This window comes from Streptomyces hainanensis, assembly GCF_004348415.1.
GTDB classification, from domain to species: domain Bacteria; phylum Actinomycetota; class Actinomycetes; order Streptomycetales; family Streptomycetaceae; genus Streptomyces; species Streptomyces hainanensis.
Window position 1 is genome coordinate 1 of sequence record NZ_SMKI01000070.1, and the last position, 21,492, is coordinate 21,492.

Sequence of the window (21,492 nt, forward strand, 5' to 3'; positions counted from 1 at the left end):
CCCCAGCCACGGCCCGCCGATCCCCCTCTTCCCGGCACCCGCGGCCCCGCGGCCGGCCGCGTCAGTCGGGCTGCCGGTCGAAGGGGTAGTCGACGAACGCGAACCCGGACCCGTCGGGCGCCCAGCTGGGCACGTTGATCGTGCCCTGGCCGCCGTCGAGCGCGACGAGCGTCGTCGGCTCCCGCCACGCCTCCGTCGAGACCAGCCGGAGCTCGACGGGCAGATCGGCCGGATGGCCCGTCGTGCCCGGCGGGTAGCTGAGGTAGACGGCGACGTCGCCGGTGGGGGCGGGGTGCGGGAACCAGTTCACGCGCTCGTCGAAGGTGAGTTGTTCGAGGCCGGTGCCGTCCGGCCTGATCCGGGCGAGCTGGGCGTGCCCCGGGGTGTCGGAGAACCGCTCGGTGTTGAAGACGATCCAGGCCCCGTCCGGCGTCCACTCGCACCCGTCGGCGGGACCCGGGTCGGTGGTGACGGCGATGTCGTCGCGCCCGTCGGTGGAGACGGTGTGCACGGTGGCCGAGGCCCACCAGTCGTCGCCGGCGGGCTCCAGCCGTATGTAGCCGAGCCGACGTCCGTCGGGGCTGACGCCGTGCAGGAAGTGCATCGCGCCGTCGTCGGCGGTGACCTGGCGGGCGACGCCGCCGGCGAGGGGGACCTCCCAGACGCGCCAGTCGTTCGCCGACGCGAACACGGTGGCGCCGTCGGGGGAGAGGACGTGGTCGTTGTTCACGTCGGGCAGCCCCTGGGCGGCGACGGCCTCGGGCGCCGTCGACCCGTCGACGGGGAGGGTCCACAGGAGCCCGTCGCCGTTCACCAACAGGCGGTCGTCGTGCGTCCAGTTGGGCGCCTCGTACAGCCGGTCCCGCGACTCGTGCACCGTGCGCACGGCCCCGGTCGCGCGGTCCCACGTCCGGATGCGGGAGCGCTGACCGTTCGCCAGCCGCCGCCCGGGAGTCCGCTCGCCGGTGACATCACTCATGGGGACCTCTTCCCGGTGGTTCGACACGCTGACCTGGTCGGGGACGTCCCGCGTCGTCGGGAGGCGGCCGGCCGGCCCCAGTCTCGCACGGGCCGGTTCGCCGCCCGCCGGCCGGCGGTTAGGTCCTGTCCGGGCGGTCTTTCTTCGGGCCCGCGACGCCATACACGGCACCTCGCTGCGTTACCGAATCGCGCGAATACGGCCAAGTATGAGCTGCGATCCGGCGCCTTGCGATGCACCGCGTCTGACGCCGCGGGCTGATCCTCGAAGACCGCCCGGACAGGACCTACCGCAGCACGGGGTCCCCTTCGACCGGGTCGAGGTCCGCCGCACGCAGGGCGCCCTCCCAGTCGCCGGGGTGGCGGCAGGCCGCGGCCCCGGCGCGCACCGCGCGGTCCAACGCGGCGCCCGGGGCCCGGCCTTCGAGCCGGGCCGAGAGGTAGCCCGCGACGAACGCGTCGCCCGCGCCCACCGTGTCCGCGACGGCGACGGGGACGGCGTCGCGCCACTCCCAGCCCGCCGGCGTCGCGACGCCGGCGCCCCGCGCACCGCGTTTGAGCACCGCCTCGGTGGGGCCGAGGGCGAGCACCGCGCGCGCGAGCTCCGCCGGGGAGCCGGGCGCGCCGTCGACGCCGACCACCGCGCCGAGTTCGTCGTCGCCGCCGAAGACCACGTCCGCCCGGGAGACCACCTCCCGGTACCGGGGCACGGCCGTCGGGTAGTCCCAGAGCCGGGCCCGGTGGTTGACGTCGAACGAGACGCCGACGCCGTGGGCTCGGGCGATGTCGACGGCGCCGAGGACCGCGTCCGCCGCCGAGGCGGAGAGCGCGAGGGGGATACCCGTGACGTGCAGCCAGGCCGCGTCGGCGATCCGCAGCCGGTCGAGGTCCGCCGGGGCGAGCCGGCTGCCGGCGCTCCCCGCCCGGTAGAACCGCACCACGGTGCGTTCGGGGTGGGAGGCGTCCTTCAGCATCAGCCCGGTCGGGGCCTCCCGGTCGGTGACGGCGTGGGTCTCCACGCCCTCGGCCCGCAGCTGGCGCCGGACGCGCGCGCCCAACTCGTCGTCCCCGACCCGCCCGAGCCAGGCGGCGTCGTGGCCGAGACGGGCCAGCCCGATCGCGACGTTCGCCTCGGCGCCGCCGGTGCCGAGGCGGGCGGACTCGGCCAGCTCGAACCCGTCGGGGCCCGCGACCCGGATCATCCCGAGCGCCTCGCCGAGCGTGACGACCCGTCCGCTCACCGCGCGACCCCCCGCGCCTCGCGCGCCTCCCGCGCCGCACGCACCCGCGCGAGCGCCGTGCGGGCCCGCTCCCGCAGCGCGCCCTCGTCGCCGCCGGCGAGCGCGTCGCCGACGAGCGGCCCGCCGAGGCTGACGGCGGCCGCGCCGGCCCTGATCCACGCCGGGACGTCGTCGAGGCCGACGCCTCCCGAGGGCATCGTCACCAGGCCGGGGAACGGCCCGGCGAGGTGCCCGAGGTAGTCGGCGCCGACGGTCGCGGCCGGGAAGACCTTCACCGCCGAGGCCCCCGCCGCCCACACGGTGCGCACCTCGGTGGGCGTCATCGCCCCGGGGACGATCGGCGTCCCCGCCGCGCGCGCCGCGCGGACGAGAGCCGGATCGGCGACGGGCGTGACGAGGAACCCGGCGCCGGCGGCGACGGCCGCGCGCAGGTCCTCGGTGGTCAGGACCGTGCCGACGCCGATGTCCGCGTGGGGGAGCGCGTCCCGCAGCGCGGGCAGGACGTCGAGGGTGCCCGGCGTCGTCAGGGTGACCTCCAGGGCGGTGACGCCCTCCTCGGCCAGGGCGCGGCAGACCGGGAGGTACCGGTCGGCGTCGTCCGCGCGGAGCACCGCGACGACGCCGCCGCGCAGCACCCCGTCGGGAAGGGCGGGGCGCGCGGTCACCCGAGGCCCCTGGCCGCCTCGATGAGCTCCAGGCCGCGCACCGCGTCCCGGGGGTCGACCGGCAGCGGCGCCCCCGTGGTGAGCGCGTCGCCGAGCGCCCGGTAGAAGGCGAGGTGTTCGCCGGCCAGCAGCGGGACGGGGCGCTCGGCCTCCGGCGTCGAGAGCAGCGCCGTGCGGCCGTCCGCCGGCAGGCCGAAACCGGGGTCGAGGGGGCGCCGGCCGGCCTTCGACTGGTCCTCCTGCGGGTCGAGTCCGTGCGAGGTGAAGACGGCCCGCGAGCCGAGGACGCGGAACCGCGGCCGGTTGACGGGGGCCGTCGCGTTCATCCAGAGCCTGGACCGCACGCCGTTCGCGTGGGTGAGGGAGAGGAACGCGTCGTCGTCGGCCGCGGCGCCCGGCCGGCGCCGGTCGAGTTCGGCGTGCACCTCGACGACGTCGCCGAACAGCAGCAGGGCCTGGTCGATGAGGTGCGGCCCCAGATCGGAGAGGATGCCGCCGCCCTGCTCGGGCGAGGCGACGTCCTTCCACCGCGAGGTGAGGGCCGGCTTCCACCACTCGAAGGCCGACTCGAACTGGTGGACGGCGCCGAGCTCTCCGGTGGCCAGGAGCTCCCGGAGGGTGCGGAAGTCGCCGTCCCACCGGCGGTTCTGGAAGACGGTGAGCGGCACCCCGGCCGCCGCCGCCTCCGCCACGAGGGCGCGGGCCTCGGCGCTGGAGACCCCGATGGGCTTGTCGATCACGACGGCGGTCCCGGCGGCGATCGCCCGCCGCGCGAGCGGGGCGTGCGTGTCGTTGGGGCTGGTGATCACGACCAGGTCGATGTCGTCGCGGGCGAACACGTCGTCGGGGCTGGCGAGGACGTCGGCCGGCGCGTACTCGGCGGCGGCGGCGACGCGTTCCGGATCGGCGGTCACGATGGCGGAGACGGTGAAGCGGGGCTCGGCGGCGACGAGCGGGGCGTGGAACACGCGCCCGCCGGTGCCGAAGCCGATGATCGCGGTGCGGATGGTCATGGAGATTCTCCTGGCTCGGGCGATCAGCGCGGACCGATGTCGGTGGGCAGGGTGGCGGCGACGCGGTCGATCTCCGCGAACAGGCCGTCCGGGATGTCGAGTTCGACGGCGGCGACGCTCTCGGCGATCCGCTCGGGACGGGAGACGCCGACGATGGTGGTGGCGATCCTGGGGTCCCGGGCGGAGAACTGGAGGGCCGCGGCCGCCAGCGGCACGTCGGCCGCCGCGCACAGCGCCTCGATCTCCCGGATGGCGCCGAGCAGCACCTCGGGCGCCTCCCGGTACCCGTAGCGGGTGGACGCGCCGGTGCCGGTGGCGAGGATCCCGCCGCCCAGGACGGCCGCGTTGACGACGCCCATGCCGCGCTCGACGGCCAGGTCGATCATCCGCCCGGCCGTCCGGTTGACCAGCGTCCACCGGTTGTGGGTGAGCAGGACGTCGAAGTGCCCGGTCGCCACGTACTCGGAGATGATCGCCGTGTCGCCGCCGGCGACCCCGATCGCGCCGGCGATCCCCTCGTCCTTCAGCGCCCGCACGACGTCCACCGGACCGCCGGGGGCGGTCGCCTCGGCGAAGGTCGTGTTCTCCGGGTCGTGGAGGTAGAGCAGCGGCACCCGATCGACGCCGAGCCGCGCCAGGCTGCCCTCGATCGCGCGCCGCAGCTGCGCGCCGGAGAAGTCGCCGGTCGCCAGGTCACGGGTGACCTTGGTGGCGAGGACGTAGTCCTCCGGCAGCCCGCCGACGCGCTCGATGGCCGCGCCGATCCGCCGCTCGGACTCCCCGTCGCTGTAGGCGCACGACGTGTCGATCGAGCGGATCGGTCCGCTGAGCGCGGCGACGGCCGTGGCGATGCCGTCCTCGGCCGCCACCTCGTAGCCGAAGTTCCGCGGCATGGAGCCGAGGGGGGCGCCGCCGACCGTCAGCGGGGTCATGCTGAGGCCGGTGCCCCCGAGGGGGCGCCGTGTCCATTCCATCTGTCGGTCCTTCCGGCCTTCCTGGCCTGATGTCAGTCTTCTCGGGGCTGCCAGTCGAAGAAGTCCTCGGCCCCCGGTTCCAGGTGCGCGGCCGCGGCCTCCCGGTCCCATTCGACGCCGAGTCCTGGACCGTCCCCGACGGTGACGTGTCCGTCGACGACGATCGGCGAGCCGAGGCCGTGCACGACGTCGTACCACCAGGGGTCGGCGGCGGTCGGGTACTCGAAGGCGATGAGGTTGTCGGGGAGGGTGGCCGACACCTGGATCAGCGCGGCCAGGCCGAGCAGGCCGCTGCTGACCCCGTGCGGGGCGATGCCGATCCCGTAGAGGTCGGCGAACTCGGCGATCCACTTCAGCTCGGCGAGCCCGCCCACGTCGCCCGGGTCGGGGCCGATGACGCGGACGGCGCGCCGCTCGATCAGTTCGCGGAAGTTCTGCCGCAGGTAGAGCTGCTCCCCGGTGTGGGTCGGCACCGAGGTGGCCGTGGTGATCTCGCGGTAGCCGGCGACGTCGTTCCAGGGGACGAAGTCGCCGGTCAGCAGGTCCTCGGCCCAGGCGATGTCGAACGGTTCGAGCGCGCGCAGCACGCTGATCGCGTCGGGGACCGTCCAGCCGGGGCCCATGTCGAGCGCGAGGCGGCGACGCGGTCCCACGACGTCCTTCATCGCCGCGACGGTGTCGACGAGGTGGCTGATCCCGCCGGGGGTGAGCGAGCCCCGGTTGGGGTGCAGCGGGCCCTCGCGGAGTTCCCCGTAGAGGAAGTCGGGGGTGTGGGGGGCCATGAACCCGTGGAGTCCGACGCCCTCCTTGAAGATCGAGAAGCCTTCGGGCGACTCGGTCATGTAGCGCATGGACGCGGCGTAGTCCTCGGGCGTGTGGTTGCCGAGGGTGGTGCGGATGCCGCCGTTGTAGACGCGGACCCGGTCGCGGACCCTGCCGCCGAGCAGCCGGTGGACGGGCACGCCGAGCGCGCGTCCCGCGACGTCCCACAGCGCGATCTCGATGGCCGAGACGACCGCGCCCCAGGGCTTGCTTGCGCCCATGCGGCGGATCCGCAGCATGCACCGCTCCACCTCGGTCGGGTCCGCGCCCAACAGGAGCGGCCGGTACACGTCGAGGGTCCGGGAGACGGCGAGGGGCTTGGAGAACTCGATCTCCGCGAAGCCGTCGACGCCCTCGTCGGTGAGGACCCGCACGATCGGGCTGCGCCCGATGCGCGCGCACCGGATGTCGGTGATCTTCACCCCTTGACCGCCCCGCCCGTCAGGCCGCCGACGAAGTAGCGCTGCATCAGCACGAACAGCAGCACGATCGGCAGTGTCAGCACGACCGACGCGGCCATCGTGGCGCCCCAGTCGACGTTGAACTCGTTCGAGAACTCGGTCAGCGCCACCGGCGCGGTGCGGGCCTCCGTCGAGCTGGTCATCACCGAGGCGAACAGGAACTCGTGCCAGGACTGGAGGAAGGCGAACATGCCGGCCGCCGCGAGCCCCGGCGCGCAGACGGGGAGGGTGATGTAGGTGACGGCGTCGAACCGGCTGCCGCCGTCGATCTGCGCCGCCTCCTCCAACTCGACGGGGATGGCGGCGATCTGGTTCCGCACCATCCACGTCACGAGCGGCACCGTGATCGCCAGGTGCGCGAAGGCGAGCCCGATCGTCGTGTCGAGCAGCTGCAGCCGGGAGACGAACTGGTACAGCGGGAGGAGCACCACCGTCAGCGGCACGACCTGCCCGAGCAGGATGACGAGCGCCAGCGGCCGGGAGCCGCGGAACCGGTAGCGGGCGAGGGCGTAGCCGGCGCTGAAGCAGAAGATGAGCGTCGCGACGGCGACGAGGCCGCCGACGACGATCGAGTTGAACAGCGCCCGCGGCATCGACGAGTCGGTGAACACGGTGGCGTAGTTGTCCCATGTCCACGTCTGGGGCAGCAGCGTGGTCGGGACGGCGAAGATGTCGGACCGCGGCTTGAACGAGGTGAAGACCATGACGGCGACGGGCGCGAGGCTCCAGAACATGAGCATCGCGAGCAGCACCCATATTCCGGCGCGCGAGCCGCCGCGGAGGACGAACCGTTTCACGACTGCTCCTCCAGGTCGGTGCGCATGGTGCGGGCGAACAGCACGGCGAAGACGGCGCCGATGAGCAACTGCACGAGGGCGACGGCGTAGACGAGTGTCTGGTCGCCGTTCTGGAACGCCTGGTAGAGCAGGATCGGCAGGATGGTGGAGGCGCCGGCCGGGCCGCCGCTGGTGGTGACGTAGATGATCGTGAACGAGTTCAGCGCCCAGATCGCCAGCGTCAGCACGCAGATGCCGGTGGTGGTGCGGATGGCCGGCAGGACGATGTTCCAGAGGATGGCGCGGCCGCCCGCCCCGTCGAGCCGCGCGGCCTCGTAGCGCTCCTCGGGTATGCCGGACAGCGCGGCCGAGACCATGAGCATCACGAAGGGCGCGGTCACCCAGATCTGGATGAGGGCGACCGCCCACAACACGACGTCCGGGTCGGAGAGCCAGCGGACCGGCTCGCCGATGACCCCCAGGTCGAGCAGCGTCTGGTTGAGGATCCCGTAGTCGGTGGAGAGCGTCCACCGCCAGATCGTCGCCGCGACGACGCCGGGGATGATCCACGGGACCATCACCAGCGCCCGCCACAGGGCCACGCCCCGCAGGTGTTTGGACTGCAGGACCAGCGCGCCGAAGCACCCGACGACCATCCCGCCGGCGACGGCGGCGACCGTCCACACCAGGGTGTTGAGGAGGACCGTGTCGATGTTCGGCATGTCGAAGAGGCGGCTGAGCCCTTCGCCGCCGTCGTTGACCACCCGCACGACGGTCGTGACGATCGGCACGATCATCAGCACGGCGGTGAGCAGCAGGGCGGGCACGATGAGGGCCACCGGGTGGCCGGCCTTGCGGCGGCGGCCGACCGCGCCGGCGGGGATGTTCCGAACGCTCATGATCGAACTACTCCGCCTACTCCGCGAACGCCTGGTCGACGATCCGCTGGATGTTCGCCGCCGCCTCGGCGGGGGTCTCGCGGCCGAGCGCGACCTCCTGGATCTGGTCGTGCACCGGCTGGATCGAGGCCGTCCACCGCGGGTCGTTCGGGGCGGGCACGGAGTGCTCCGCGAGCTGCCCGGCGTAGGCGACCCGCTCCGGCGTCTGGAACCTGGCGTCCTCGGAGGCGCTGGTGCGCGCCGGGAAGGTCAGCGTCAGCTCCGCCATGCTCTCCGGCCGGGCGAGGAAGCGGACGAGCTCCGCCGCGTCGTCCTGGTGCGAGGACGCCTCGGGGACGACGTACGCCCACCCCACGCCGAGCCCGGTGCCCGGTCCCTCGGGGCCCGGCAGGGGCGCGGTCGCGACGGGGGCGCCCTGCGCCTGGGCCTCGTCGACGTCGAACACTCCGCCGGGGTACATCGCGACGCGGCCCTGGAGGAACAGCTCGCGGATGCCGGTGTTGTCCAGCTCGAAGGAGCTGGGGCTCGCCCAGCCCTCCGCGATCGCCCCGCCGATCATCTCGACGGCGGCCCGCGAGGACTCCTCCGTCAGCTCGGGTATGCCGTCACCGTTGATCGTGGCGCCGCCGGAGACGGCGAACTCCAGGAAGCGGAGCGTCAGGTCGCTGGGGTCGCCCTGCACGGGCCACGCGGTGCCCACGGCGTCCCCCGAGGTGAGGGCGCGGGCGTCCTCGACGAACTCGTCCCAGGTGGCGGGGGGTTCCTCGATGCCGGCCGCCTCGAACAGCTCCGGGTTGTAGATCAGGGCGTTGGTGGCCCAGCGGTAGGGCATGGCGTAGGTGGCGCCGTCGATCGTCAGCGAGTCGACGAGCCCGGGGGCGAAGTCGTCGGCCGGTATGTCCTCGCCGAACAGGCCGCTCAGGTCCGCGAGCTGCCCCTTGTCGGCGTAGCCGCGGACCCGGGCGATCGACTCGGTGATCACGTCCGGCACGTTCCCGGAGTCCAGGGCGACGGAGGTGCGGTTGGCGACGGTGTCGCCGGTCGTCTGCACCAGTTCCACGGAGATGTCCGGGTGCTGCCGCTCGAACTCCGCGACGAGGTCGACGGCCGTCTGGTAGTCCCAGTCGGGCACCCACCACGTCACGACGTCCTCGTCACCCGAGGAGTTCTGGACGACGTTGACGACCACGGTGGCGGCGATCGCCGCCACCGTCAGCCCCGCCACACCGAGGAAGATCCCGGTTCGCGCCTTGACTGCCATTTCGTGCTCCATTGCTCGGGAACCCGCCGCTTCGCGGGGCCGAGGCAATGGTGCGACCTGTCATTACAGGATGTCAAGGTGTCTTCGTGATCGTCATGGCCGAGGTCAGGGCGCCGCGTGCCGCACCTCGACGTCGAGGCGGCTGCGGTCGCCCCGGTGGAACCCGGCGAACCGCTCGATCGCCCGCCCCGAGCTGTCGAACGACACGCTCCGCATGACGAGCACCGGCGCCCCCGGGGTCATCCGCAGCGCCTCGGCGACGTGGTCGGACGCCTGCTCGGCGACGATCGTCCGCCGGGCGCGTTCGAACCGCACCCCGTACTCGCGCTCCAGGATCCCGAACAGCGACACGTCCTCCAACTGGGCGCGGAGCAGCGGCTCGCCGATGTCCCGTGGGAGCTGCGTCCGCGTGAAGGCCCACGGCACGCCGCCGATCTCCCGGATGCGCTCGATCTCGACGACCTCGACCCCCTCCTCGACCCCGAGGTCACCGGCCACCCGGGCGCCGGCGGGCACGAACCCGCGCCGCATCACGCGCGAGTGCTGCGCCCCGGCGCCGCCCTGGATGTCCTCGAACGACCCCACCAGGGCCCCGCCGAACCCGCGCGACGTGCGCGGATCGTCGACGAACGTCCCGCGCCCCTTCTCGCGCCGGATGACGCCCTCGTGTTCGAGTTCGAGCAGCGCCTGGCGCACCACGGTGCGCGAGACCTCGTACCGCTCGCAGAGCTCGTGGTCGCCGGGCAGCCGGTCACCCGCCTCCAGGCCGCGCGCGACGATGTCCGCGACGATGATGTCCTTGAGCTGCGAGTAGAACGGGAGCGACGACCGCCGGTCGATGCTCGTCACCACCGGGCCCATCAGCCACCCACCTCCGCGCTGGCCGAGGCGGCGCCGGTGCCGGCGTCGGCGTCGGCGTCGCGGAACGCGCGCAGGGCCGCCATCGCGAGATCGTGGTCGTCACGGACCGAGCCGACCAGCCCCGACACCGCGATCACGCCGGCGATCCCGCCCGCGACGACGACCGGCACGGCGCCGCCCGCCACCGCGAACTCGCGGGGATCCAGCCAGTCCGCCACCCGCCCGCTCACGCGTTGCCGCAGGACGAGTTCGAGCGTGGGGATCTCGTGACGCCGGGCCGAGTTGATCTTGCGGCGAACCCAGTCGTCGTGCTCCGCGGTCGTCCCCTCGCGAGCGGCGTGGAAGACGACCTGCTCGCCCCGGGTCACGCGCACCACGACCGGAAGGCCGCGGCGCTCCGCCAGCCCGAGCGCCGCCTGCCCGAGCGCGACGGCGTCGGCGTGCGAGAACCGGTCGAGGCGACGAGCCGAGACCGAAGCCGGCGCCCGCACCTCCTCCAGCAGGCGCGCGTCGCCGTCCACTTCAACCACCATCGAAACCGCTCCCCTCCAAGATGTCACGACAGGATATCAATGCGGGAGGCGGTGAACCGGGGCGAGGAGAGCCGGCCTCGGGAATATACCCCTCGGGGGTATAGTTCCCGGTGTCGGAACCGACCTCGACCAACGCGACCAGCGCGACCAACTCGACCAAGGAGTGCGGCGATGTCCCAGGACACCCACGGCGCGGACGCGCACCACCATGACCACCACCCCCACCAGCACCAGCACCACGGCCCCCACCCGGCCGGGTGGGGGACGGCCGCGAAGGCGACCCTGCACTGCCTCACCGGGTGCGCCGTCGGCGAGGTGCTCGGCATGGTCATCGGCACCGCGCTCGGTTGGCACACCGCCCCGACGATGGCGCTGGCGATCGTGCTGGCCTTCGTCTTCGGCTACTCGCTCACGCTGCGCGCCGTCACCCGTGCCGGCGTCGCGTTCGGCGCGGCGATCGGGGTGGCGCTGGCCGCCGACACCCTCTCCATCACGGTGATGGAGATCGTCGACAACGGGGTCATCCTGCTGGTCCCCGGCGCGATGGAGGCCCATCTCTCCGACGGCCTCTTCTGGGGCGCCCTGGCGCTGGCCTTCGCCGTCGCCTTCCTGGTCACCACGCCCGTCAACCGCTGGCTGATCGGCCGCGGCAAGGGCCACGCGGTGGTGCACCAGTACCACTGACCGGCTCCGGTCTCACCGCGCGAAGAGGCGGGCCCCGTTGTCGTGGCAGACGCCACGCAGCCAGTCGTCGCCGAGGTCCAGCCGTTCCAGGGCCCGCAGTTGGTGGAGGTACGGGTAGGGGATGTTGGGGAAGTCGCTGCCGAGGAGTACGCGGTGGCCCAGGTCGGCCAGCCTCGGGAGGGCCCGGCGGGGGAACGGCGCGAGGTGTTCGCCGAAGTCGGTGAAGACCATCGTCGTGTCGAGCCGTACCTCCTCGTACCGGTCGGCGAGGTCGAGGAAGTCCTCGTACTCCGGCATGCCCAGGTGGGCGACGATCAGGCGGAGCCCCGGGTGCCGGGCGAGCACCCGCCCCACCGGCCCGGGGCCGGTGTGTCGTCCGGGCAGCGGCCCCGAGCCGCAGTGGATCACGACGGGAACGCGGGCCTCGGCGAGCAGGCCCCAGGTGCTGTCGAGGAGTGCGTCGGCGGGGTCGTAGTCGCCCACCTGCACATGTGCCTTGAAGACCCGCGCCCCGGCCTCGATCGCCGCGCGGACGGTGGACTCGACGCCCTCCTCGGGGAAGAACGTCGCGGTGTGCAGGCAGTCGGGGGTGCGGCGGGCGAAGTCCACGGCCCAGCCGTTGAGCCACTCGGCCATGCCCGGCCTGTGCGGATAGAGCATCGCGGTGAAGGCGCGCACCCCGAAGCCCCGGAGCGCCGCGAGCCGTTCGGCCTCCTCGCCGCGGTAGGTGATGGGCCACGCCGGGCCGGCGGCCCCGGGGGTGAGCGCGTCGAAGTAGGCCCAGACCTTGCGCAGCACGCGCTCCGGCATGAAGTGGGTGTGGACGTCGACGAGCCCCGGCAGCCCGAGTTCCGTCCAGAACCGCCGGACCCGGGCGGCCTCGTCCGCCGACCCGCGCGCCTCGGTCATGTGCCCTCCCGGCTCACCACGAGGCGAGGCTACCCCTGCCGCGCGTCGGCGAGTTCGGCGGTGAGTCGGGCGACGGCGTCCTCGGCCGTGGGCGGCGGGCCGAACAGTTCGGACTGGCGCCGGGTGTCGGCGACGTAGCGGCCACCGTCGAACCAGCGGAACATGGCGGCCATGTCCTTGATCGTGGGCATGAAGGCGCCGGCGACGACACCCGCGGCGCGGGTGACGGGGGAGGGGACGGCGCGCACCCTGATCGTCCTCCCGGACCGGTCGCTCATCAGCTCCGCCACCTCCCGCACGCTGACGGGCCGGTCCCAGCCGATGTCGACGCGTTCGCCGGGCTCGACGTCGGCGTCGACCGCGGCCGCCAGGTAGGCCGCGAGGTCGGAGCTGAGGACGAAGGTCAGCGGCACGGTGGTCCTGCCCATCCACACCAGGCGGCCCTTCTCCAGGGGGTCGCCGCCCATGGTGGCGATCTGGTCGAGGAAGGCCCCGGGGCGCAGGGCGACGAACGGGACGTCGAGTTCCTGGAGCCGGTCCTCGGCGAGCTTCTTGTGCCAGAAGTGCGGGACGTCCGGGGTCTGGTCGCTGGTGAGGATGCTGGTGAGGACGAACCGCCGCACGCCGACGCGGTGGGCCGCCGCCGCCAGGTTCTCGTTGCCTGTGGTGTCGGTGGCCTGCGCCTCCGGGCCGCGGCGGGTGTAGCCGGCGGCGGTGGTGACGACGGCGTCGGCGCCGGTCATGGCGGCGGCGAGCGAGTCGAGGTCGAGCATGTCGCCGTGGGCGATCTCGACACCTCGCTGTTCGAGGCCGCTCGCGTCGCTGGCCGGGCGGACCAGGGCGCGGACGTTCCTGCCGCGCTTCAGCAGCTCGTCGACGACCTGGCCGCCGAGGTTTCCGGTCGCGCCGACGACGAGGACCGGGGGCGTGGTGGGGTCGGAGCCTGGCATGTGTCTCTCGCTTCTCTTCGGGCGTGGGGCTCGGTGTTCTCGGGTGCCGACGGGTTCGGCGGTGTCCGGTCAGTCCTCGTCGGTGGAGTAGCGGGGGTCGCCGGCCCGCAGGAGCCTGCCGACGTCGAAGGTGACGTCGACGCGGGCGACGCGGCCGTTCTCGACGTGCAGCCAACTGGCCACGGGGAAGGGCTCGTCGCCACCCCGGGGGTGCAGGTCGAACCACGTCATGACGTCGTCGCCTTCGACCCAGCGCCTGCGGAGGTCGAGCCTGTCGGTGAGGTCGAAGATCCGGGCCAGCGCGGCCCGGTACCGGTCCGCGCCGTCGATCCGGCCCAGCGGGCCGTTGACCCGGACGTCGGGCGCGAGCACGTCGGCCAGGTCGTCCGGGCGGTTGGTCCGCCAGGCGTCGAAGTAGGCGTCGGCGGCGGCCAGGGGCGCGTCGTCGCGTTCATGGGGGGCGTTCATGGGGTGCCTTCCGCGGTCTCGGCGGACGCTCTTGGTACGTTCAGTAGATAGTACATGCTATGAACGGTCGTGGAGATGTACCATGGCGCCCATGTCCGCCCCTCGCTCAGTCGGCTCCGGGAGCGACGAACCGACCCGGAGCGGGGCCGGCGAGCCGGCCGACTCCTCGATCTCCTCGATCTCCTCGATCTCCGCGTCGCCCGAGGAGGCCGCCGACGCCCTGGCCCTGGTCCAGCTCTCCGGGGTGATCCGGGACACCTTCGCCCGGGTGGCCGACCGCCACGACCTGACGCCGGTGCAGGGGCGGATGCTGTGCGTGCTGGCCGAGCGACCGCACGGGATGGCCGAACTCGCCCGCCTCTTCGGGGTGGGAAAGGCCAACCTGACCGGGCTCGTCGACCGCGCCGCCCAACGCGGCCTGGTCGAGCGGGCGCTCGTGCCCGGTGACCGCCGCGCGGTGCGGGTGGTCCTGACCGACGACGGGCGGCGCGCCGCCCTCGCCTTCCATCGGGACGTCACCGGCGAACTCACCGGTCTGCTCGCGCCCTTGACGCCGGAGGCCAGGGCCGGCCTCCGCGAGACGGCGGCCGTCGTCGCCCGCTCGGCCGGCGCCGGCGCGGCGGGAGCTCCGCCCCCCGGCTGCTGACGCCCGCCGCGGGCGGCTCCCTCAGCCGTCGGCCTCGACCAGGTCGAGCGCGGCGCGGACGACGCCTTCGGCGTCGATGCGGGGGGCGGGTCAGCCGAACCGGTCGTGGTCGGCCAGCACCCGCTCGATCACGCGGCGGTGCTCGGCGGCCTGGTCGTGGTCGGTGCCGAGGTGCTGGGCCAGGCTGATGAGGGCCTTCCACAGGGCCCAGCCGCGGGCCCGCGCCCACGCCGCCTCGTCCTGGCCCACGGCCCGGCGGAAGGCGTCCCGGCTCTCGCCGGCGAGCATCGTCCAGGAGATGACCAGGTCGCAGGCCGGGTCCCCGACGCCCGAGGTGCCGAAGTCGATGACGGCGGCCAGCCGGCCGTCCCTGACCAGGAGGTTGTTGGCCGCGATGTCGCCGTGGAACCACACCGGCCGCCCCCGCCACTCCGCCGTCAGCGCGGCGGCCCAGACGGCGGCGGCCCGGTCGGCGTCGACGTGCCCGGCCAGCGCCGACAGGGTGCTGCGGGTGTCGTCGTCGTAGTGGGTGAGCGCCGCGCCACGGTAGAAGCTGTGGGCTCCCGCCGCCGGCCCGTCCGAGGCGTCGACGCGCCACAGGGCCCGGAGGAAGCCGGCCACGGAGGTGGCGAACTCCCGCAGGTCGGCGATGCGTTCGGGACGGGCGACCTCGCCCGCCAGCCAACGACGGATCGACCAGTCGAACGGATAGCCCTCGCCCGGCACGCCCCGCGCCACGATCGGCGGCACGGGGACGGGCAGCAGCGGCGCCAGCACGGGCAGCCACCGGTTCTCCTTGGCGACGGCGGGGGCGTAGCCGGCGGCCGTGGGAAGGCGCACCGTCATGTCCTCGCCGAGCCGGTAGGTGCGGTTGTCCCAGCCGTCGACCGCGACGGGGGTCACCGGCAGATCGCTCCACCGCGGGAACTGGGCGGCGACCAGGCGCCGCACCAGCGCCGCGTCGATGCCGGCGCGGCCGTCGGCGCCGGCGGCGGCGTGGCCAGCGGCGTGGTCGGCGTTGTCCGCCCGGGTGGAGGAAGCCATCCCGCGATCGTGTCCGGGGCCCGCCCGGACGGCAATCGGTTTTCGCGCGGGCCGGCGACCGGCAACGCGCGTACCGGCCGGTAGCCTTGACGTGGCGGGGTAAGCGCTTACGGTGGCGTCACCGCACGCACGTCGGGCCCCAAAGGACCGGTGAACATGAAGCGCCGCACGTTCGTCTCGCTCGCCCAACTCTCCTCGCTCTCCCCGTTCCTCCTCCCCGACGCCTCGGCCGCCTCGGCCGCCTCCACCGCTTCGGTCTCCGCCGTCTCGCCCGCCGCGGCCGGCGCCGGCGGTGGCCTGGGGCTGACGGAGCGGGTGCTCCCCGCCTTCTACCAGCACCTGAAGGACGAGCTGACCTTCCCGCTCGCCTGGGGGAACTCGCGGATCCGGGACTTCCGCGCCTGGCGGGAGGCGGCCAGGGCCCAGGTCGAGGAGTCGCTGCTGCTGCCCCGCACCCGGGAGCACGTCCCGTTCCGGCCGGCGACCGTCGACGAGCAGCGCACCGACCACTACCTGCGCCGCACCGTGGAGTTCACCCTCAGCCACTACGGCCGCGCCCGCGGCCTGCTGCTCCTGCCGCACGGCCGGGGGCCGTTCCCCGCGGTGCTCCTGCTGCACGACCACGGCTCCAGGTTCGACATCGGCAAGGAGAAGCTGATCCGCCCCTGGGGCGACGAGGCCCGCCTCGCCTCGGCCGAGGCCTGGTCCGCGCGGTACTTCAGCGGCCGCTTCGTCGGCGACGAACTGGCCGCGCGGGGATACGCGGTGCTCGCCGTGGACACGCTCGGCTGGTCCGACCGGGGACCGCTCACCTACGAGGACCAGCAGGCCCTGGCCGCCAACTTCTACAACCTGGGCTCCTCGCTCGCCGGCCTCACCGCCCACGAGGACGTCCGCGCGGCGGCGTTCCTCGCCTCCCTGCCGCAGGTCGACGGCGGCCGCGTGGCCGCGCTCGGCTTCTCGATGGGCGCCTACCGGGCCTGGCAACTCGCCGCCCTGTCCCGGGACATCGGCGCCGCGGTCGCCGTCTGCTGGATGACCACGCTCAGGGAGATGATGGTCCCAGGCAACAACACCCTGCGCGGCCAGTCCGCCTTCCACATGCTCCACCCCGGCCTCTACCGCCACCTCGACATCCCGGACGTCGCCTCCCTCGCGGCCCCGCGCCCCATGCTGTTCCACGCGGGCGCCCAGGACGGCCTGTTCCCACCCGAGGGCGTGGCCGGCGCCTTCGACAGGATGCGCGCCGTCTGGGAGTCCCAGCGCGCGGGCGACCGACTGGTCACCAAGGTGTGGCCCGACCACGGGCACGTCTTCACGGCGGACATGCAGGACGAGGCGTTCGCCTGGCTCGACACGTGGGTCGGGGCGTAGCACCGCCCTCGCCGGGCCGGCCCGGCCGAGGCCGGCCTGCGTGCTCCGGCCGGTGGCCACATTGCGGTGGCCACATTTCGGTGGCGCGGACCCCGGCGTTCGCCGCCCGGATTCGCGCTCGGAAAATCTGTGGGGCATGGCGCGGCCCCGAGATAGCGTGTCGCGGATGAGAGTCCGACGTACTTGGCGCACCTGGCGCACCTGGCGCACCCGGCCAGCCGGGCGCCCGGCGGAGAGTCTGGAGTCCGCCGCCGAAGAAGCGGGGCACGCGGGCGTCCACGACGTGGAACGCGTGGCTCGTCAGGTGCTGAGCCAGTGGTGAGCGGCGACCTGGTGGTCGTCGGCGCCGGCATCGTCGGCGCCTCGGTGGCCTATCACGCCGCCCGGGCCGGTGCCGTCGTGACCCTCGTGGACGCCGGGCGGCCGGGCGCCGGCGTGACGGCCGACTCGTTCGCCTGGATCGGGGCTTCCGGCGTCCGCACCGGTCCGGCGGCCGCGCTGCGGATGACCGCGGTGGAGGAGTACCACCGGCTCGAGGCCGAGCTGCCCGGACTCCCGGTGACCTGGTCCGGCTCCCTGTCCTGGGGCGCGGCCGACGGCGCGCCGGAGGCGGGCCCCGGGCAGGAGATCGTGGACGCGGCCACCGTGGCGATGCTCGAGCCCACCCTGCGACAGCCCCCGGAACGGGCCGTCTGGGCACCCGGTGACGGCGCCGTCGACCCGGTGGGCGTGACCGAGCGGCTGGTCGCGGGTGCCCGCGCCCACGGCGCGCGGGTCCGTCCGGATGCCCCGGTCACCGCGGTCAGCCGGGACGCCGCGGGGCGGGTCGTCGGGGTCGAGACGGCCGCGGGACCCGTCTCCGGCGGGACCGTGGTGCTCGCGGCGGGGGCCGCCACGGCCGCGCTGGGCGCGTCGCTCGGCATACGCGTCCCGGTCGACCCGTCGCCGGCGACGCTCTTCCGGTTCCGCGCCCCGGCCGATCTGGTCCGCACCGTGGTCAACAACCGGGACTTCGATCTCCGGCAGGTCGCCGCGGACCAGCTGCTCGCCGCCGCGGACTCGCCCGAACGGACCCTCGCCGCCGTCCGGTCCACCTTCCGCGGCGCCGCGAACGTCGAACTGCTCAGCGCCCGGGTCGGCGTACGTCCCATGCCGGCCGACGGCGAGCCGATCGTCGGCCCCGTCGTCGAGGTGCCAGGACTCTACGTGGCGGTGCTGCACTCGGCGGTCACGCTCGCCCCGGCCGTGGGCCGCCTGGTCGCGCGGGAGCTGGTCGACGGCGCCGTGGAGCCGATGCTGGCGGGCTGCCGTCTCGACCGCTTCTAGGCCCGGTCCGGGCGGCCGGTCCCGTCGCATCCGGTCCCGTCGCATCCGGTCGCGTCGCACCGGTGGCGATGCCGCCGCGCCCGCGCGACGGGAACGGTCAGAGCCAGGGGGGCAGCGGCTCGGCCGCCGTCCCCTCGGGGGTCGTCACGCCCACGTACGGGCGGCCGGCGAGGTACGCCGTGACCTCCGCCGGATCGCCGTGCACGGCCGGCACGTTCTCCCGGCCGCGTTTGCCGAGGACGTCGTCCCTGAGCGCCGCGAGGAACGGCTCGGGCAGGTCGGCGAAGCCCACGCCGGTGCCCAGGTCGACGGCGTGCACCAGCACCTCGCGGGCCCGCATCCACGGGGTCTCGCCGGCCGGCACGGTCCGCCCCTGGGCGGTGGTCACCTCCGTCCGCCACTGGTCGGCGGTCAGCTCGGCCATCGCGTCGCCCAGGGCAAGCGCCGACTCGTCGAACCACGCCACGAGACGGTCGGCGGGCAGCGCGGCGCCCGCCTCGATGGCCGCCCCCCGCTCCTCGGGCGAGCCGTACATCGGGGTGCGCTCGCCGGTGCGCGCCCAGTGCACCAGGTTCCCGATCGCCTCGGCGTTGCCGGCGAGATGGGCCACGACGTGCTTCCTGGTCCAGCCGGGGAGCCGCGAGGGCGCGCCGAGCGCCCTCTCGTCGAGGCCGGCCACGGCATTCCGGCACAGCGTGGTGCCCTCCGCGACCCAGCCGAGCGCCGCCTCCCGGGTGCGCATCAGGCGCCCTCGGCCAGGACGCGGTTCTCCAGCCGGCCGAGGCCCGCGATCTCGGTGACCACGACGTCGCCGTCCTGGAGGAAGACCGGGGGCTTGCGGGCGTGGCCGACGCCGCCCGGGGTGCCGGTGGCGATGATGTCGCCCGGGTTCAGCCGCACCATCGTCGACACGTAGCGGACCAGGTCGACGGGGTCGAACAGCAGGTCACCCGTGTTGTCCCGCTGCATCACCCGGCCGTTCACCGTGCAGCTGATGTCGAGCGCGGGGCGCGGGCCGCCCGCCTCGTCGGTGGTCACGAGCCAGGGGCCCACCGGGGTGGTGGAGTCCCAGTTCTTGCCCTGCAGCCACTCGCGGGTGCGGAACTGCCAGTCGCGGCAGGTGATGTCGTTGAGCACGGTGAAGCCGGCGATGGCCGCCTCGGCCGTCGCCTCGTCGGCGCGGCGGACCTCGCGCCCGACGACCACCGCGAGCTCGGCCTCCCAGTCGAACGCCTCGGTCTCGGCCGGGCGGCGGACGGCGTCCCCGGCGCCGATCAGGGTGTCGGCGAACTTGCAGAACAGCGTGGGGTACTCGGGCAGGTCGCGGCCCATCTCCTTGATGTGCTTCTGGTAGTTGAGGCCGACGCACACCACCTTGCTGGGGCGGGGGACGAGCGTCGCGAAGTCCGCGTCGTCGGCGGCGTGCCGGGGCCCGTCGGCGGTGGCCGCGGCCGCGAGCCCGCCGGGCGCCGCGAGCACGGCGCCCACGTCGGGGAGGCCGAGCTCGACCAACTCGGCCCGCTCGACGCGGACGGCGGTGGTGCGGTCACCGAGACGGATGGTTGCGAGCTTCACGCGTTCTCCTCGACGTGGGTGCGGAACAGGTTGAGCCGGGTGAGCACGGGCGCGTCGCTGAACTGGAACAGGTCGAGCGCGCCGGAGTCGGAGTCGGAGGGGGACGCCTCGGACCGGACGGAGAGCGGCGCCCAGGACGGGACGACGAAGAGGTCGCCGCGCCGCACCGACCACGACGCGTCGCCGACGGTCACCCGGCCGCTGCCGTCGAACACCTGGTAGACCGAGGAGCCGGTCTCGCGGCGGGGAGCCGTCTCGGCGCCGGGCCGGATCCGGTGGAACTGGGCCCTGATGGTCGGCAGCACGTCGGCGGCCGTGGCCGGGTCGGTGTAGCGCACCAGCGCGTGCCCCGGCTCCACGGTGCCGGGGTGGCCCGCGCGTTCGAGGTCCAGCTGGTCGGTCAGGGCGGCGTCGGTGTCCTCCCAGCGGTAGCGCAGCAGCGGGCTGCCGGCGCCGGGCGCCGGGCGCCCGAGCCGCGAGACCGGCACCAGACCCGGGTGCCCCCAGAGCCGCTCCGCGCGCGAGCGCTCGGGCGTCGTGCGCTCCTCGGCGGACAGCGCGTCGCGGCCGAAGTCGAAGAACTGCGCCTCGACGTCGTACTGGAACGGGATGTCGAGGCCGTCGATCCAGGCCATCGGCTGGTCGGCCGCGTTGTGGTGCGCGTGCCAGTGCAGGCCGGCCTGCGGCAGGAAGTCACCGCGCCGCATCGGCACCGGATCGCGCTCCACGACGGTCCACACGCCCTCGCCCTCGACGACGAACCGGAACGCGTTCTGGGTGTGCCGGTGCTCGGGCGCGTCCTCCCCTGGCATCAGGTACTGGATCGCGGCCCACAGCGTCGGCGTGGCGTACGGCCGGCCACCCAGGCTCGGGTTGGCCAGCGCGATCGCGCGCCGCTCGCCGCCCCGACCGACCGGCACGAGCTCCCCCGAGCGGGCGGCCAGGTCGAGCAGCGTCCGCCACTCCCACCGGTGCGGCAGCGCCCTCGACCTGGGGTGCTCGGGCATCAGGTCGCCGATCTCGGTCCACAACGGAACCAGCAGGGCCTTCTCGAAGCCGCGGTACAGGTCCTGGAGCGCCGGGGTGACCGGCGGCTGACCAGGGCCGTCCTCGGCGGTCAGCGAGACGGGGGAGGCGACGGTGTTCCGGTCTCGATCGCTCATACGGGAACCGTGCGCCGCGTGCCCCGACGAGGAACAGTAGATTCTGCACAACAGAACCAGCGCGTCCGCCGCTGTCGAGGGAGGTCGTCGTGGCCAGGCCGATGAAGAGCCCGCCGCCGTACGGCGTGACGAGCGTGGACCACGCGCTGCGGCTCGCGGTGATCCTCCAGGTCGAGGGCCCGCTCACCGTCTCCGAGGCCGCCGCCCGCCTCGGCGTGGCCCGCTCCACCGCCCACCGGCTGCTCTCCACCCTCGTCTACCGGGACTTCGCGGTGCAGGGCGACGACCGCAGCTACCGCGTCGGCCCCGTCCTGGAGCTCGCCGCCCAGACCAGGTCGGACGTCGCGGAGCTCAGGGCCGCCGCGCTCGGCCCGATGCGGGCGCTCGTCGACGTCCTCGACGAGACGGCGAACCTCAGCGTCCGCACCGGCCGGACCGTGCGGTTCATCGCCTCCGTCGAGTGCGACCAGGCGCTCCGGGTCGGCAGACGCGAGGGCATGGTCTTCCCCGCCCACCAGGTGACCGGCGGCCTCATCATGCTCGCCACCCTCGGCGACGACGAGCTGACCGCGCTCTACGGCGGCGCCGAGGACCGCCCCGACCTGACGAGGCTCCGCGCCGAACTCCGCGCGGTCAGGCGCAGCGGCGTGGCGCTCAACCTGGAGCGCTCCGAACGCGGCGTCGTCGCCGTCGGCCGCGGCGTGACCGCCCCCGGCGGCGACACGGTCGCCGCCGTCGCCGTCTCCATGCCGAGCGTGCGCTACTCCCCCGACCGCCTGAAGGAGATCGTGGCCGCCCTCACCACCGCCTCCCACGCCATCTCCGCCGCCCTCACCGACTGACGCGGCGGGCCGCGGCGGGTGAGGGAG

Annotated in this window: 24 protein-coding genes; 6 read left to right on the forward strand and 18 right to left on the reverse strand. The window is 74.2% G+C overall.

The annotated features are described in order from the left end of the window. Positions 1-61 precede the first annotated feature (61 nt). The 11 genes from E1283_RS09030 to E1283_RS09080 all read right to left on the reverse strand — a co-directional run bounded on the left by E1283_RS09030 (position 62) and on the right by E1283_RS09080 (position 10,484). Complete coding sequence (locus E1283_RS09030; protein ID WP_132817406.1) at positions 62-979, reverse strand: TolB family protein; 918 nt, start codon at positions 977-979, stop codon at positions 62-64. A gap of 286 nt (positions 980-1,265) precedes the next feature. Beyond that, positions 1,266-2,219, reverse strand: a complete 954-nt coding sequence (locus E1283_RS09035; protein WP_207930339.1) for a sugar kinase — start codon at positions 2,217-2,219, stop codon at positions 1,266-1,268. Beyond that, on the reverse strand, positions 2,216-2,884 hold the full coding sequence (locus E1283_RS09040) for a bifunctional 4-hydroxy-2-oxoglutarate aldolase/2-dehydro-3-deoxy-phosphogluconate aldolase (RefSeq protein WP_207930340.1): 669 nt from the start codon (positions 2,882-2,884) through the stop codon (positions 2,216-2,218). The genes E1283_RS09035 and E1283_RS09040 overlap by 4 nt, the downstream gene beginning before the upstream one ends. Then, on the reverse strand, positions 2,881-3,897 hold the full coding sequence (locus E1283_RS09045; RefSeq protein ID WP_132817407.1) for a Gfo/Idh/MocA family protein: 1,017 nt from the start codon (positions 3,895-3,897) through the stop codon (positions 2,881-2,883). The genes E1283_RS09040 and E1283_RS09045 overlap by 4 nt, the downstream gene beginning before the upstream one ends. Before the next feature lie 23 nt (positions 3,898-3,920). Further along, positions 3,921-4,871: an aldo/keto reductase gene (locus E1283_RS09050; RefSeq protein ID WP_132817408.1), complete on the reverse strand. Its 951-nt coding sequence runs from the start codon at positions 4,869-4,871 to the stop codon at positions 3,921-3,923. Positions 4,872-4,903: 32 nt separating this feature from the next. Then, positions 4,904-6,115, reverse strand: coding sequence for a mandelate racemase/muconate lactonizing enzyme family protein (locus E1283_RS09055; RefSeq protein WP_132817409.1), 1,212 nt, complete (start codon positions 6,113-6,115; stop codon positions 4,904-4,906). Further along, positions 6,112-6,951: a carbohydrate ABC transporter permease gene (locus tag E1283_RS09060; protein ID WP_132817410.1), complete on the reverse strand. Its 840-nt coding sequence runs from the start codon at positions 6,949-6,951 to the stop codon at positions 6,112-6,114. Before E1283_RS09060 ends, E1283_RS09055 begins: the two co-directional genes overlap by 4 nt. Beyond that, entirely contained in the window at positions 6,948-7,829 is an 882-nt protein-coding gene (locus E1283_RS09065; protein WP_132817411.1) for a carbohydrate ABC transporter permease, read from the reverse strand. Before E1283_RS09065 ends, E1283_RS09060 begins: the two co-directional genes overlap by 4 nt. A gap of 16 nt (positions 7,830-7,845) precedes the next feature. Beyond that, complete coding sequence (locus E1283_RS09070; RefSeq protein ID WP_165956058.1) at positions 7,846-9,090, reverse strand: ABC transporter substrate-binding protein; 1,245 nt, start codon at positions 9,088-9,090, stop codon at positions 7,846-7,848. Positions 9,091-9,195: 105 nt separating this feature from the next. After that, positions 9,196-9,951, reverse strand: coding sequence for a GntR family transcriptional regulator (locus tag E1283_RS09075; protein WP_243744704.1), 756 nt, complete (start codon positions 9,949-9,951; stop codon positions 9,196-9,198). Next, a complete protein-coding gene (locus E1283_RS09080) occupies positions 9,951-10,484 on the reverse strand; it encodes a heme-binding protein (RefSeq protein WP_132817413.1) in 534 nt (177 codons plus the stop codon). Before E1283_RS09080 ends, E1283_RS09075 begins: the two co-directional genes overlap by 1 nt. 171 nt (positions 10,485-10,655) lie before the next feature. Here E1283_RS09080 and E1283_RS09085 point away from each other — a divergent pair, with 171 nt between their 5' ends. Beyond that, the gene (locus tag E1283_RS09085) at positions 10,656-11,168 is read left to right on the forward strand and encodes a DUF4396 domain-containing protein (RefSeq protein WP_132817414.1); all 513 of its coding nucleotides are present in this window, start codon (positions 10,656-10,658) and stop codon (positions 11,166-11,168) included. Positions 11,169-11,180: 12 nt separating this feature from the next. On the opposite strand, the gene E1283_RS09090 is transcribed toward E1283_RS09085, so the two are convergent. The 3 genes from E1283_RS09090 to E1283_RS09100 all read right to left on the reverse strand — a co-directional run bounded on the left by E1283_RS09090 (position 11,181) and on the right by E1283_RS09100 (position 13,495). Next, positions 11,181-12,077 (reverse strand): amidohydrolase family protein, encoded by an 897-nt coding sequence (locus E1283_RS09090; RefSeq protein ID WP_132817415.1) that lies wholly within the window; start codon positions 12,075-12,077, stop codon positions 11,181-11,183. 29 nt (positions 12,078-12,106) lie between these two features. Beyond that, positions 12,107-13,027: an SDR family oxidoreductase gene (locus E1283_RS09095; RefSeq protein ID WP_132817416.1), complete on the reverse strand. Its 921-nt coding sequence runs from the start codon at positions 13,025-13,027 to the stop codon at positions 12,107-12,109. 69 nt (positions 13,028-13,096) lie between these two features. Beyond that, entirely contained in the window at positions 13,097-13,495 is a 399-nt protein-coding gene (locus E1283_RS09100) for a nuclear transport factor 2 family protein (RefSeq protein WP_132817417.1), read from the reverse strand. A gap of 91 nt (positions 13,496-13,586) precedes the next feature. On the opposite strand from E1283_RS09100, the gene E1283_RS09105 reads away from it, so the two are divergent. Further along, positions 13,587-14,141 (forward strand): MarR family winged helix-turn-helix transcriptional regulator, encoded by a 555-nt coding sequence (locus E1283_RS09105; RefSeq protein WP_165956059.1) that lies wholly within the window; start codon positions 13,587-13,589, stop codon positions 14,139-14,141. A 90-nt stretch (positions 14,142-14,231) separates the two neighbouring features. On the opposite strand, the gene E1283_RS09110 is transcribed toward E1283_RS09105, so the two are convergent. Next, positions 14,232-15,185, reverse strand: a complete 954-nt coding sequence (locus tag E1283_RS09110) for an aminoglycoside phosphotransferase family protein (protein ID WP_132817419.1) — start codon at positions 15,183-15,185, stop codon at positions 14,232-14,234. 156 nt (positions 15,186-15,341) lie between these two features. On the opposite strand from E1283_RS09110, the gene E1283_RS09115 reads away from it, so the two are divergent. The 3 genes from E1283_RS09115 to E1283_RS09120 all read left to right on the forward strand — a co-directional run bounded on the left by E1283_RS09115 (position 15,342) and on the right by E1283_RS09120 (position 17,885). Next, a complete protein-coding gene (locus E1283_RS09115) occupies positions 15,342-16,559 on the forward strand; it encodes a dienelactone hydrolase family protein (RefSeq protein ID WP_132817420.1) in 1,218 nt (405 codons plus the stop codon). A 166-nt stretch (positions 16,560-16,725) separates the two neighbouring features. After that, positions 16,726-16,881 (forward strand): hypothetical protein, encoded by a 156-nt coding sequence (locus E1283_RS37115; RefSeq protein WP_165956060.1) that lies wholly within the window; start codon positions 16,726-16,728, stop codon positions 16,879-16,881. Continuing rightward, positions 16,878-17,885, forward strand: a complete 1,008-nt coding sequence (locus tag E1283_RS09120) for an NAD(P)/FAD-dependent oxidoreductase (protein ID WP_132817421.1) — start codon at positions 16,878-16,880, stop codon at positions 17,883-17,885. The genes E1283_RS37115 and E1283_RS09120 overlap by 4 nt, the downstream gene beginning before the upstream one ends. A gap of 97 nt (positions 17,886-17,982) precedes the next feature. Here E1283_RS09120 and E1283_RS09125 read toward each other — a convergent pair whose 3' ends face one another. From E1283_RS09125 to E1283_RS09135, 3 genes are read right to left on the reverse strand one after another with little or no spacing between them, the layout of a single operon-like run. Then, positions 17,983-18,627, reverse strand: a complete 645-nt coding sequence (locus tag E1283_RS09125; RefSeq protein ID WP_207930341.1) for a maleylpyruvate isomerase family mycothiol-dependent enzyme — start codon at positions 18,625-18,627, stop codon at positions 17,983-17,985. Next, the gene (locus E1283_RS09130; RefSeq protein ID WP_132817423.1) at positions 18,627-19,460 is read right to left on the reverse strand and encodes a fumarylacetoacetate hydrolase family protein; all 834 of its coding nucleotides are present in this window, start codon (positions 19,458-19,460) and stop codon (positions 18,627-18,629) included. Before E1283_RS09130 ends, E1283_RS09125 begins: the two co-directional genes overlap by 1 nt. Next, positions 19,457-20,623, reverse strand: coding sequence for a cupin domain-containing protein (locus tag E1283_RS09135; RefSeq protein ID WP_132817424.1), 1,167 nt, complete (start codon positions 20,621-20,623; stop codon positions 19,457-19,459). Before E1283_RS09135 ends, E1283_RS09130 begins: the two co-directional genes overlap by 4 nt. Positions 20,624-20,712: 89 nt before the next feature. Between E1283_RS09135 and E1283_RS09140 the strand changes: the two genes are divergently transcribed. Then, complete coding sequence (locus tag E1283_RS09140) at positions 20,713-21,465, forward strand: IclR family transcriptional regulator (protein ID WP_207930342.1); 753 nt, start codon at positions 20,713-20,715, stop codon at positions 21,463-21,465. Positions 21,466-21,492 lie beyond the last annotated feature (27 nt).